Raw genomic sequence first — 12,952 nt, 5'->3', positions numbered from 1 at the left:
TGCAACGGCCCACGCAAGTGGGCCGCTTTTTTTTGTGCGCAGCACAGGCATGAAGCACATGCTGAAAACCTGCTGCGCAGATGCCGCGATACTCGGCATTTACACCCACCGACTCTGAGAGGAATTTCTGCATGCTGCAATGGCAACACCAGGGCATCGATTACCAGGCTGCATGGCGCAGTGAAAACGGCCAGCAGGCCCCCAGGCGTGTGGAGGTGGTGGACGATACGGTGTCTGCCGACGCGGCCTATCGCATGGCATGTGAAGGCACAGGGCTGCTGTGGGTGGGAGACTTCCACAACGCGCGCCATCTGATGGAAGCGCTCAAGCGCCGTCTGGACAAGCCCGCGCGCAGCCACTCTGCCAAGGCACGCAAAGCCAAGGCGGCGGCCGCTGCACCAGTGACACCGGCACAGGCGTTTCACCTGCACCGCCAGGTCCAGGGCCAGCGTGCCCGTGTGCTCAGCAGTATTTTGATTGCCCTGCAGCCTGATTACGCCATCGCCCTGCGCCGTGCGCCGGACTGGCGCCAGGCCTGCGTGGAGGCCTGGGGTGAGCCTGCGGCGGATGCTGGTCTGCAGGTGGTGTCGCTGCGCGAGCTGCTGGGCGTGGTGGGTGCACATGAGTGGCGCAAGAAGGGCGTAGCCATGCCTGTGCTGGGCAAGGAAGCGCGCATTTATCCGCACTATGGGGTGTTTTCGCCCGTGCGTGGTGAGTATGTGCAGATGGTCAAAGATGCGCCTTTGCCTCAAGCAGGCAAGACGCTGGCCTTTGACATTGGCGTGGGCACTGGCGTGCTGTCTGCCGTGCTGGTCAAGCGCGGTGTGCAGCAAGTGATTGCCACCGACATGTCGCCACGTGCACTGGCCTGTGCGAAAGACAATCTGCAGCGCCTGGGCCTGCAGGAGCAGGTGCAGCTGCAGCAGACCGATCTGTTTCCAGAGGGGCAGGCCGGGCTGATTGTCTGCAACCCACCCTGGGTGCCTGCGCGTGCCGTGACCACGCTGGAGCAGGCGGTTTATGACGACAACAGTGCCATGCTGCGCGGTTTTCTGAATGGCTTGCGCGCGCATCTGCTGCCCGGAGGTGAAGGCTGGCTGATTCTGTCGGACCTGGCCGAGCACCTGGGACTGCGCAGCCGTGCAGAACTGGAAGCCTGGATTGCGGATGCAGGCCTGTATGTGGTCTATCGCATGGACACCCAACCTGTGCATGGCAAGGCGCAGGACGCGAGCGACCCCTTGCACGCTGCGCGTGCGGCGGAAGTGACTTCGCTGTGGCGACTGGCGGCAGCGCAATAGCGCGGTAGCGCCGTCATTCAGGCATTGTCCAGGCTGCGCTCGGGCAGCATGTCTGCCAGTTGCCTGCGCAGCGCTTCGGCGCGCTCTACACCGGCATACAGCTGCACCGCACGCAGCAAATGTTCACGAGCCTGCAGCATGCTGTCGACATCGCGCGCCTCACGCAGCATGTGCCGCAGCTGCTCTGCCGTGTCATGCAGCCGATTGGCAAACATGCGCTCGCACAGATCAAACAGGTGCATGCGCACGCCTGCCAGGCTCATGGGGGCGGGGCTGGTTCTGGAAGGGGCAGAGGATGCGCCATCCATCGTCTGCAGATACCCATTGGCGAGCAGCTGCTCCACAAGAAGCCTGGCCTGGCCGTGATACATCTGCTCCAGCACCTGGCGTGGTGTTCCTTCGGCAAGCAGCAGCAGGGAGCGCTCGCGCAGGCTGAGCTGGCGCTGACCGGGCGTCAGTTCCAGCAGGGCTTTGGAAGTGCGTTGCAAGAACATGCACTGATTGCACCCCATTGCTGTGACAGGAAGATGAACACCCCCGGCAGGAAAGCTGCGTGCTTGCGACAATACGCGGCTGCCTGCGAGGTAGATGGGCACTTTTTTGATAGCTGCCAGCGCTTGCTGCATCTGCCCTGGAACCATTTTTTCTTATAAATGTGCACTGCTGATAGCGGTGCAGACACCATCCCATGCGACTGTTTCTGGCCCCGATGGAGGGCTTGCTTGATTTTGTGCTGCGTGACGTGCTCACCCGTGTGGGGGGCGCGGACCGCTGCGTTTCGGAGTTCATTCGTGTCAGCGGCTCCATCCTGCCAGACCGCGTGTTTCTGAGCTTCATGCCCGAGCTGCTCAATGGCAGCAAGACTTTGGCCGGTGTGCCCGTGCGAGCACAGCTGCTGGGGTCTGATCCTGACTACATGGCCGTCAATGCCGCCAATCTGGCACGCCTGAATCCTGAAGGCATTGATCTGAATTTTGGTTGTCCGGCCAAGACGGTGAACCGCCACGGCGGTGGCGCCTCCATGCTGCAAGACCCTGAGTCGATCGCCAGGCTGGTGGCGGCGGTGCGCAAGGCTGTGCCTGCGCACCTGCCCGTGTCGGCCAAGATGCGCATGGGTTTTAATGACAAAAGTCTGATGCGTGAATGTGCGCTGGCCATGGTGGAAAACGGGGCCTGTGAACTGGTGGTGCATGCACGCACCAAGGTCGAGGGCTACCGTCCACCCGCGTACTGGGAGCTGATTCCGGAAATCAGGGCCGTGGTGAACGTGCCCGTGATTGCCAATGGCGAAATATGGACGGTGCAGGATGCGCTGCGCTGTCGGGAGCAGTCGGGCTGCAGTGATCTGATGCTGGGTCGTGGCAGTGTGGCAGACCCCGGGCTGGCGCTGGCCGTGCGTGCGGCTGTGGCGGACGGTGTTCCCCACTCAGAGGCCGTGCCTGCCGAATTGCCCCCCGCAGTGAGCTGGGCCCAGCTGCTGCCGCACCTGCAGCGCTTCTGGTTGATGGTGTGCCGAGACCTGACACCCAACCAGCGTGGAGGGCGCCTGAAGCAATGGCTGAACCTGATGCGCCGTCGTTACCCCGAAGCGGAAAACGCCTTTCAGAGCGTGCGTGTGCTGACCAAGCAGCATCTGGTGGCAGAGTGGCTGGAACAGGAGTGCGAGCGCTATGGTGTGGAGTTCGTGCTTCAGAAACAGGAGCTTGCAGCGTACGAAAATCGGGCACCTGAAGCTGCTTTGATTCTGGATTCGGCGCTGGCTGGGCGCTACTAGCTCTCTCAATTGGAGCGCTAGAGCAGGTGGTCAGGGGCCAGCGGCCCGATGATGCGAATCATCATGCGCAGCGGCAGGCTGGCATCAGGCTCACGGGTCTGATCGCCCCAGTCGCTGTCTTCTGGCGCACGCCAGACCAGGCCCTCGGGTGTGTCTTCCAGCAGCCAGGCTGCTTCGCGCAGGCTGGCTTCGATGTTTTCCGTTGCCTCACCAGCCAGCTGGCGCGAGGCAACGAGCAGTGCAATTTCCGTGTTCTGCAGCTGTGAGCGCTGGTCCAGATTCATGGAGCCAATGACGGTGAGCTTGTGGTCCAGCACCAGCATCTTGGAGTGCAGCATGGCTCGCGAATGGCCTTGCGAGCCGGTGATTTTGCGTGTGGCCGTGCGCAGGGTGTCCACACCGATCTTGCCGCCTTGCACGCTGCGCAGTTCATACAGTTGCACGCCCATCTGCAGCAGATCGCGCCGGTGGCGCGCGTAGCCTGCATGGGCCAGCGGCGCGTCGTTGGAAGCCAGTGAATTGGTCAGAATGCGCAGCCGCACGCCCCGCTCCAGCGCGCGCGCAAAGGCAGCTTTCATGTCTTTGCCCGGCACAAAGTAGGGCGAGACGATCAGCACATCGTGCTGTGCCTGGTCAATCAGAGCCAGCAGGCCGTTGATGACATTGTCCTGCTGCACCACAGGCTGCAGCACATTGCGCAGCGCCTGGCGGTTGGGGGAGCTGCTGTGCGTGCTCAGACTGTCTGGCAGGTGGGGAATCAACGCCTGCGTTGCTGTATCTGTGGTCTGTGCTTCGGCAGTGTCTTCAGGCGGTGCGGGAATCTTGCTGGGTGCATCGGCCAGCACCAGCGCAGGCGCCCAGATCCAGTCTATGGCTTGCAGATTCAGTGGCGGCAGGCTGGCAATACGGCGCTCGGCGGCGCTGGTGCCAGGCGTGCTAGCTTCCTGCAGGCTCTGGAGGTGCAGCAGCTCTTTTTCTGTAATCAGGGCACTGACCGGGTAGGCGCGCGCATCATTCCAGTAGCGGTCAAAGCTGGCAGACAGCTGGCGCACGACCAAGCCTGCAGCCATGATGTCCAGATCAATGAAGTTGTCGCTGTCCAGCGCATCAAAGTAGGCATCACCCAGATTGCGTCCGCCCGCAATGCCAATGCTGTTGTCTGCAATAAACAGCTTGTTGTGCATGCGCTGCTGGGCACGCTGAAAGTCGGTGAGCGTGGTCAGCGTGCGGATGACGGTGGAGCCACGCGGCCCCGTCAGCGGGTTGAACATGCGCATCTCAATGCCGGGCACAAAGGCCATGCGCATGATCTGTGCGTTCTTGCCTGCGCTGTGAAAGTCATCCAGCAGTATGCGCACCCGTACCCCGCGCTGGGCCGCCTGCACAATGGCGTGCAGCAGGCGTGCCGTGCTGGGGTCGGCATGGATGGCGTAGTACTGCAGGTCCAGCGTCTGCGTGGCCGCTTCCACCAGGGCCAGGCGGCTGGCAAATGCAGCATCGGCCCCGCCCAGCAGCACAAAGCCGGAGCCGTAGGGCGTGTCTGCTGCTGTGCGCTGTGCCTGCACCATCTGGCCCAAAGGTGTGCTCTGCGGCTGGGGTAGCGCATGGCTGGCTGTGCGCGCAGGCATGGAGGGCAGACTGCCACAGGCGGACAGCAGCAACGCCAGCATGCACAGCAGGGCGCGCACGGCAGTACGCAGTCCAGCAGGGTAGGGGGTGGGTGCTGTGGATGGCATGGCAGAGGCAGGCAACAGATGGGCTGGGCGAAGTCGTCCTAAAACTGATCGCGCCCGGCAACCCGGGCCACGATGCGGACATCATCGCCAATGCGCTGCACATCATGCCATTGCAGCGGCAAGGCCTGCGTCAGCGCATCCAGCGGCCCGAAGTTGGCCATGCCCATGCCGCCTGTGCCGAGCAGTTTAGGGGCCATATACAGCAGCAGTTCATCGACCAGGCCTTCGCGGATCAGGGAGCCGTTGAGCTTAAAGCCTGCTTCTACATGCAGCTCATTCGTGCCGCGCGCTGCCAGATCGCGCAGCATGGCGGCCAGATCCACTTTGCCTGCTGCATTGGGCATTACAACAACTGTAGCGCCTAGCGCTTGCAAAGCATGGGTTTTCGGTGCATTTGTGCTTGAAGTGTAGATAGTACAAGCGCCAGGTGCTTTTAAAACATGAGCATCCAGCGGCATGTCCAGCTTGCTGTCCACCACCACAATCCTGGGCTGGCGTGGTGTCTGCACCTCACGCACATTCAGGCGGGGGTTGTCTTGTAGCACGGTGCCAATCCCCGTCAGAATCGCGCAGGCCCGGGCACGCCAGGCATGACCATCCGCACGGGCTGCGGGCCCGGTGATCCACTGGCTCTGGCCATTGTGCAAAGCAGTCACCCCGTCCAGCGAGGTAGCGGCCTTCATGCGCACCCAGGGCGTGCCGCGCACCATGCGGCTGAAGAAGCCAATGTTCAGCTCGCGGCAGGCTTGGCCTGCTGCGTCATCCATTTCCACGTGCACGCCTGCTGCGCGCAGCTTGGCAAAGCCATTGCCTGCCACCTGCGGGTTGGGGTCTGTAATGGCGCAGACCACCTTGGCAATGCCCGCTTCGATCAGCGCATGGCAGCAAGGGCCGGTGCGCCCGGTGTGGGAGCAGGGCTCCAGCGTCACATAGGCCGTTGCCCCCCGGGTGGTATTGCCACGGGTCGCAGCATCACGCAGCGCCATGACCTCGGCATGCGGACCGCCGGCCTGCTGGGTAAAGCCCTGGCCGATGACCTGCCCTTGCGCAGACACCAGCACGCAGCCCACGCGCGGATTGGGGTTGGATAGAAAAAGCGCTTGACGGGCCAGGTCAAGCGCTTGTTGCATATAGATGGAGCTTTGCGTTACTTCAGTCATGGCGGCTGGATGGTAACGCAGGCGGCTCTATTTGGGACAGCTTAGCGGTTCCAGCAGTCAGCGGCGGTCATGGTGCTGCCTGAGGGCTGGTCTTTTATGTCTCGTTGTCCCGTGTGAGTAAGAGTGAGCGTGCCACATTTGTCCTTGGTTTGAGGGCTGTTTGGCTTGGGCGTTGCCGTCAGCGTAAATGCGGCATTGGTGTTGCCGTTGGCAAAACTAATGACGTAGCGCTTGCTGCTGTCGTTCGCCCAGGTGAGCGAAGCTGGCAGGGTGGTGGGATAAAGCCCGGTTGCTGTTGCTGCACGCTCCAGCCATTGCTGTGCTTGCAGCAGCCCCATACGGGCATCTGTACGATGGCTGCGCATGACATATTCGGTATAGCTGGGATAGGCAATAGCGCCAAGGATGCCGATGACTGCGACAACAATCATGAGTTCTATCAGCGTAAAGCCTCTGGATGAGTGGTGTAGTTTGCTTTTCATCGTAGAACCATCTTATTGCAGCTGACGCCAGCTGGGACGCATGGATTGTTCAGGCATGCGTGCCAATTCAAGCGTCCCACCATTGGTAGTCCCACCATTGCCAATATCGGTAACTTTATTTTTTCCGGTGACTTGAATATGTCCTCCCTTTGCTACTTGTGCGCGAGATACATAGTTGTCTAAGGCTAAATCGTAAGATCCATCGCCATTTTGATCGAGAAGCTGAACGCTTGGGCGCTCTCCATCCATGATATTAATAAGGGTCAAATATTGACGCTCTTCATCAACAGCAGTCTGCTCGCAGCTCTCGGCATCACTTTTCGTGCGTGATCCTTTGGCAGGAACTTGTGAATAAATTGCCAAAATATTGCTGCCATCGTAGGGGGTGATGTTTTTGAGCAAACGTTCACCTGTTTGAGGAAGGTCCATATACCATCCTTTTTGAGTCGACCAATCAACTTTTGTTGTGTCAGCCATTTTCCAGAAAACAAAGTCTTTGCTTGAGCTTTCGCCTTTATATTCGGTTGAATTGATTTGTTTTTTCGCAAGTTTGCTGACGCCAATTCCTGCTGGTTCTGGAGCTGGAATGGATAAGGCGCTATTACCATTATGGCTGACTACATAATTTGTTTTGGTGCTTGCATCATATTTGATGACATATCTTGTGTTGTCGAGCACTGAGTATATAGTCTGTACATTCGTATTCTCTGGGTCTACGGTGGTGATATTTTCCCCTGTTCCAAATGCGATCATCATGCCTCCCACCATCTTTGTGGTAGCTGAGGATCCACTCCCTACGATATAACTGCGATCGTTGGCCTTTACGCTGGGTGCTGCAGTAATCGGTTGACGGATTGTGCGAGTATCAGGAGATCCAGGAGTACCTCCTAAAGCGGTATAAAGAGGTTTTCCGTCAAAGGCAACCCTCCATTTGCTTGCATCTTTTTCACCTATTTCGAATTTCCAGATATTTCCTTTGAGGTCACCTGCATATACGAAATCAGGTTTGCCATCGCCATTAATGTCTACCAGTCGTGGTGCTGAAAGTCCATTTTCTGTGACGTTATGGCATGGATTTTCATGATTTTTCGCCTTTTCCTCTGCGGTACATGCGGTGAGAGTGGTATCAGTGGCAGGGATACGCAGAAGTTTCTTATCGCCGTCAAGATATTGAATTAATAAGACTGGGCGTTCATTTTTGCTATTGTATCCATTGCCCATAATTGCGGCCCATCTGCCATTATTCAAAAGGCTGATTTGTGTGGCTCGCAACGGGTTGGTGTCATCTAGAGTGGGTGTGGAAAAAATATGACCAATATCCGCTTCGTCAATATCCAGGCATGCTTTCCCTTGGCAGTTTATAGGCTCGTCTGCATGCATGGATTTATCCATGACAACAATATTTTTAGAATTATTTTCCTTAAAGGAACTGGGATCTGTAACATCTAAAACGAAATACCCTTTCCCGCCTGCACCAAGTGTACCAAGCAGCATGGTACGCCAGTTGGGTGTAGATGTTCCGATATCGATATCCCCCGTCATGGGGGAGCCATCAACGAAATATCGATGGTTATCGTCAAAGCTTGGCCATGTTAATCTGGCTAGATTGGGGTAAACAGCCCTTGGGACGTATGCAATTTTTTCCGTGCCATCATTTGCTGCGAAGCCGTGAAGCATGCCATCATTGCCTCCTACATAAATCATTGGAGGTCTTTTATCTACCGTATTTTCTCGCACAAATTTGGTGTATCCAGGCAGCGAGTAGTTGCTGACCGGTGTTCCCACATACCAGACATTGGAGTTAATGATGTCGCCCTGTCGGCTGGTTCGATTGCGGAAGCCGATAGTGCTGTTCTTGGATGCTTCGTTGGAGCGATCACCTCGGATATAAAGTAGCCTATTGCGTCCTTGGGTATCTGTAGATTCGTTAGATTTTTTATTAAGGTTTGCTTGTTGTGAGCTTCCTATATTGCCCCATTGGAATGCACTGCCTTTTTTCGTGCCATCATTCCAAGTCAATATATTTCGGCTTTCATGCGATGCAAGCGCATCTAGAAAATCTGCTGTAGTTTTTCCACCCCAAGCATCTTCATATGTATTGTCCTTTGTTAATTTTGAGCTCTTGATATAGCCTTTCCACATTTCTTTGGGATCGTAGAAAGTGCTGTAGGTGTTGACATCTTTGTCATAATTGGAGAAGCCATTGGCTGCTAATGAACCTACGCTGGATTCATTTTCTGCATTGATGGCACCAATAATATCAACAAAAGCTTTTTCAAGATCTTCTGCCTTTTCTACCGCATAAAAACGACCACGACCATTTAAAGCTGAGTGCCATAAATCTAGTGGATTTTTGGTCGATTCTGTATATGTGTGTAACTGTGGCCAGTAAATCTTTCCATTAATGAAGTCTGGCAAACTACCATTGTGGCCTGCATCATAACTAAATGGAACAATATGTGTATTTGGTGGTCTTTGAATGCTGGATGCACCGCGCCATGTGGTTGCAGCCTTGCTGAAACCAATCGTGTAAGTTGATAAATGCGGCCAATTTGCTGGGTCGTAACGAGGATTCCAGTATTTTTTCAAAATGGCATCTTTGCCATCTTTATCTTTGCCAAAGTTTTCTTCTGGAGGTGCTTTTCGATATTCGCTGGTCAGAGAAATTTGTTTTGTTTTGTCATCTTTGTTATATAAGCTTGGCTGAAGATTGGTTGCCCAGCTCTTAAATGCCCAGTCAGCAACCATGTCGTTATAGCTGTCAGCATATGGTTTGACCTTGTAGTAGGGGGTGCCATCTGGTAAGGTAAAAGAGGCACCGCCATCTACATTTCCTGGCTTTTGATTCTGTGTTGGATTGGTTTGCCAGCCACCATCAGACATTAAAATATGATAACTTCTGCGGCATCCTAAAAATGGCTCCGCTTGTTCTCCTGGTTTATATGCCCAAGGGCTGTATTTTTTATCGTTAAAACTTTCCGCACTTTTGCTCATGTAATGGTGAGCTTGTGCCATAACTTTATGCGTTGGTGTTCCACTATTAGCATATAATTTATCAATAAAGTCTAAAAAATTTTTTCTATGTGCTTCATCTAAGTATCGCATCGAATTTTTTTTAAAATCGGTACGATCTACAGTATCGGCCCCATCAGATCTCCCATTATTATGCATTGCTTGCCATGCAAAACGAATTGATCTGCCCTCACCATGGTTGGGTAGTAAAGTTTTATTGCTAAATACCTTGTTTACAGTATATTTCAGTACATTAATACGTTTTGCGGTTGATTCCCATGTTCCATCGGGTTTTGGTTCTGTATATCCTGGGCCGGTTCTAGGGCTGCCGTACTGAGCATTCCCATTTGCTCTCAATGCTATGGCATAATCCATGCTTCCGGAGTCATCAATAGTGATAATGACGTTGGGTGCAACATAGGGGTTTAATTTACCTGGTGGAGATTGGGCAAGATCAAGTGCTAATGCGCCGGTAGAGGTGAGCGCAGCGACGGCGGCTAAAGCGATGGAATGCTTGTGGAAAAGAGAGTGGGTGCTGTGCATAACAAGCTCCTTATACTAAATTATTGAATTCAGTAATAAAATAATGCAAGTAAATAGATCTAATCTTTAAGTCGATTTCGTGCGTAGGTCTGTTGCAGAACTACCTGTGTATTGGGTTTTATGCCATGTGCGACAGCTGTAATACGATAAACGATATTGATATCAAGCTGCAATGGAAGGTATTGGGTCGAAGACATTCCAGTTTCTGTGGCAATTAAATTGGATGAGCTTGCAGTCTGTGAGTCGTAACGCATGATCTCGATCCAGTACCAGCCTCCTCGTAAAGGGTCATCTCCACGATATGCCAATATGGGGTTGCTGGTGGCGCCGATAGTAGCTCCTGTGTATTGGCCATAACGAGCTCCAATCGGCGGCTTTGAAGCATCACTAGGAACACCGGCGTTTTCCATTTGCGCTAACGTAATGCCCTTGCTTTTATCTGTATTGTTCCAAAAATCCTGTTTTCCAACACGTTTTGCACAGACGGCATGACGGCATTGAGGGCCACTGCTAATGCTTTCCAAATTTGCGAGTAGGAGCGTAACATCTTGTTCCTCGCTGGGCATACCATATGGTGCAATTCCTTTTCTACATAAGTAAGGATTGCTGCCATCGGAGATGCAAATCGATCCATTGGAATTTTCACGACGAATATCTAGTTCTGCATCCTGCAATAATGCTTGTGCTGCTTCAAAGGCGCGTTGATAGTCAGCATCATTGCCTACTATCATTTCTCCAAATATAGATGTACGCGAAGCCCAAAGTGCCAGAAGCATCGATAGCATCACCAATACAATCACCACATACAATGTGGCCCCATGTTGCTTGGGGAGGGTGGGTTGACTTGAGTGGTGTTTAAGCATATTTATGAAAAATGGCTTTATAGGGTGCCAATTAATCCTTGGCTACGCAGTTGAAATACATTTCGAAAAACTTTATGCATCCTGCGTGCGCGATTGCCTGTCAATGTACTCATATCTACGTTTTTTCCCTGGCAGTTTGTGTAATTGCTGTCTTTGGGAAGGTTGATTATTTCATTGCCATATAAGACTATGCAAACTTCGACGGCATACACATTGTGCCAATGGCCTGTGCCAACACTATTAGCAGTGATGTATTGAAGCTGTGGTGAACCGGCTGCTGCAGATGATTGAATCAGATAGAGTACTTCAAATTCAGCAACATTGTTTGCAATGGGTTGAGGGGCGTTGTTGTTAACGCCAGCGCATACAAGATTGCTGTCTCTCAAGGTGAAATGATTTCTGATGACTGTATCTGTGCCATTTTCACCGAGGCAATCACGTTGTAAAGACTCTTTGTTATTGGAGCTGTAAATCAGCTCTCTGTAGTTGCTATAGGCGGTGGTTAATTTGAATTGATTGTCTTTAGGCTTTTCTATTCCACTGATAGTATCTGTTTTGGGGTTGAAGTCGGCGGTGGCTATTTCAAAAGCCACGGGATCATTGATGTCAGCATCGTCCTCATTTCCTTGTGTAGAAAGGCTGAGTTTGAGGGAGCCGGCTTGCCTTAATTGCTTTCCCATTACGCGAAAAATGTGCGAGGCTTGCTGTTGTAGTTGGCCGCTGTCATCAACGCTGCCAGTAATGCTGCGTGAGGCAACAATGGCGCCCAAAGCGACGGCAATGATTAATAAACTAATCGCTATGCCAACGAGAAGTTCAATAAGGGATAAGCCTCTTTGATTCTGTGGCGCAGGGTAGTTTTTTGATGTCTGATAAGTCATGAGCCTGGGCAAAAAACTTTAGTGGTATTGGATGCGTAATATGGAGCACATCTTGCAAGAAGAGGTATGTACTGCAAATGGCAGGTGTGATTATCTGGGCAGCTGACTGTGTTGCCACTATCAGTGGCGGCATTCAGTGGTTCAAGGTATTCTTGGCTATTATTGTTTTCATTCATTCGCCATGCGATCATTACGCCAAGTTGTCTTTTGTTGTCTGCTACGCTGGCCTCGTCATCAGAGATAAAAGTTCTGGCATCTCCAAGTGGTAGGGAGTTTTTAACACTATTTCTCCATTGGAGTAAATCATATTTTGCGAGATTTTCATTGCTACATTTTTCGGTTTTGCAGTTTTGTGAGAATTCTTGGTTATTACCCCAGTTTGTAGTTATATATTCTTTTATATTTAATAATGCATTGGGGTTTGCTGCAATTCTTTCGCTTAAGTCGTCAATGAGTCTGATGGCTTGGGTTCGATACAAGCTATTTTGGGTGTTGTTCAGTGTACGCATTTGTATTCCTAAAATCCCAAGAACTCCTAATGCGATGACAATTATGGCAATAAGTGACTCTAGCAGAGTGATGCCTTGCTGATATAAATTGCGAATTTTCATTTTTTGCAATCACTATAGTCTTTAATGATTCGAATTCTTCCCCCAGAACTCATGCAGAGAGTTTGTGCGTAGGAAGACTGAGTTCCTGTGCGCTCTGGGAGAAATTTAAATCCTTTGGCATTCAAACCGCTGGCCTTGCCATAGCGGTCAAATTTGATATTGACTCCGCCTGAGTTGTGCATTACGTTGACTGAGCCTGTCAGTCGCAACTCATGCAATATGCGGTCTTGGGTTTTATTCCATGACCCATTGCCATTTACATCTTCATAGATAAACCAGCCACACCCCCACTCTTGATTGGTGCCGGCGTTTTGACAGCCACCAGGTTCGTTACCGAACTTGCGCATGCCAATGCCGCCGCCACGTCTGATGGCTTCGGAGCGTGCGAGCATCAGTGAAGACTCCATGGCACGTACGGCTTGCGTGACCTGCCAGCGCTCATGGAGTTCGCGGAACTGGGGGAGGGCGATGGCCGCCAAGATGGAGAGAATGGCCAGGGCAGTGAGTGCTTCAACCAAAGTCAAGCCGCCCTGCTGGTGTGTGTAAGCAGTTGTCATGACTAAGAAAAGTTGCATGTCCAAGCCTCTTC

11 protein-coding genes are annotated in these 12,952 nt (G+C 52.9%); 2 read left to right on the top strand and 9 right to left on the bottom strand.

Translation table 11 applies throughout. The annotated features are described in order from the left end of the window. The first annotated feature begins 131 nt into the window (after positions 1 to 131). Positions 132 to 1,301, top strand: a complete 1,170-nt coding sequence (locus B5M06_RS01810; protein ID WP_054066783.1) for a methyltransferase — start codon at positions 132 to 134, stop codon at positions 1,299 to 1,301. Positions 1,302 to 1,318: 17 nt separating this feature from the next. Here the strand turns inward: B5M06_RS01810 and B5M06_RS01805 are convergent, their stop codons facing one another. Further along, positions 1,319 to 1,795 carry a hypothetical protein gene (locus B5M06_RS01805; protein ID WP_054066816.1) on the bottom strand — a complete coding sequence of 159 codons (477 nt, stop codon included), beginning with the start codon at positions 1,793 to 1,795 and terminating at the stop codon, positions 1,319 to 1,321. A 194-nt stretch (positions 1,796 to 1,989) separates the two neighbouring features. Here B5M06_RS01805 and B5M06_RS01800 point away from each other — a divergent pair, with 194 nt between their 5' ends. Beyond that, positions 1,990 to 3,075 carry a tRNA dihydrouridine synthase gene (locus B5M06_RS01800; protein WP_080025143.1) on the top strand — a complete coding sequence of 362 codons (1,086 nt, stop codon included), beginning with the start codon at positions 1,990 to 1,992 and terminating at the stop codon, positions 3,073 to 3,075. 17 nt (positions 3,076 to 3,092) lie between these two features. Here the strand turns inward: B5M06_RS01800 and B5M06_RS01795 are convergent, their stop codons facing one another. From B5M06_RS01795 to B5M06_RS01760, 8 genes are read right to left on the bottom strand one after another with little or no spacing between them, the layout of a single operon-like run. Next, a complete protein-coding gene (locus B5M06_RS01795) occupies positions 3,093 to 4,811 on the bottom strand; it encodes a phospholipase D-like domain-containing protein (RefSeq protein ID WP_054066815.1) in 1,719 nt (572 codons plus the stop codon). Between the two features lie 38 nt (positions 4,812 to 4,849). After that, a complete protein-coding gene (gene ribD / locus B5M06_RS01790; RefSeq protein ID WP_054066782.1) occupies positions 4,850 to 5,971 on the bottom strand; it encodes a bifunctional diaminohydroxyphosphoribosylaminopyrimidine deaminase/5-amino-6-(5-phosphoribosylamino)uracil reductase RibD in 1,122 nt (373 codons plus the stop codon). A gap of 41 nt (positions 5,972 to 6,012) precedes the next feature. After that, positions 6,013 to 6,453 (bottom strand): type IV pilin protein, encoded by a 441-nt coding sequence (locus B5M06_RS01785; RefSeq protein WP_054066781.1) that lies wholly within the window; start codon positions 6,451 to 6,453, stop codon positions 6,013 to 6,015. A gap of 12 nt (positions 6,454 to 6,465) precedes the next feature. After that, positions 6,466 to 10,008: a pilus assembly protein gene (locus tag B5M06_RS01780; protein WP_080025142.1), complete on the bottom strand. Its 3,543-nt coding sequence runs from the start codon at positions 10,006 to 10,008 to the stop codon at positions 6,466 to 6,468. Positions 10,009 to 10,067: 59 nt separating this feature from the next. Next, the gene (locus B5M06_RS01775; RefSeq protein ID WP_240183979.1) at positions 10,068 to 10,871 is read right to left on the bottom strand and encodes a pilus assembly PilX family protein; all 804 of its coding nucleotides are present in this window, start codon (positions 10,869 to 10,871) and stop codon (positions 10,068 to 10,070) included. Between the two features lie 17 nt (positions 10,872 to 10,888). Beyond that, positions 10,889 to 11,752, bottom strand: coding sequence for a PilW family protein (locus B5M06_RS01770; protein ID WP_054066780.1), 864 nt, complete (start codon positions 11,750 to 11,752; stop codon positions 10,889 to 10,891). Continuing rightward, entirely contained in the window at positions 11,749 to 12,363 is a 615-nt protein-coding gene (pilV, locus tag B5M06_RS01765) for a type IV pilus modification protein PilV (protein ID WP_080025141.1), read from the bottom strand. Before pilV ends, B5M06_RS01770 begins: the two co-directional genes overlap by 4 nt. After that, complete coding sequence (locus tag B5M06_RS01760) at positions 12,360 to 12,938, bottom strand: GspH/FimT family pseudopilin (protein ID WP_058880130.1); 579 nt, start codon at positions 12,936 to 12,938, stop codon at positions 12,360 to 12,362. Before B5M06_RS01760 ends, pilV begins: the two co-directional genes overlap by 4 nt. Between the last annotated feature and the right edge of the window lie 14 nt (positions 12,939 to 12,952).

Source organism: Comamonas kerstersii (assembly GCF_002056725.1).
Lineage (GTDB): Bacteria > Pseudomonadota > Gammaproteobacteria > Burkholderiales > Burkholderiaceae_C > Comamonas > Comamonas kerstersii.
The sequence above is the reverse complement of the archived record's forward strand: the minus strand, read 5'-3'. Positions and strand labels throughout refer to the sequence as shown.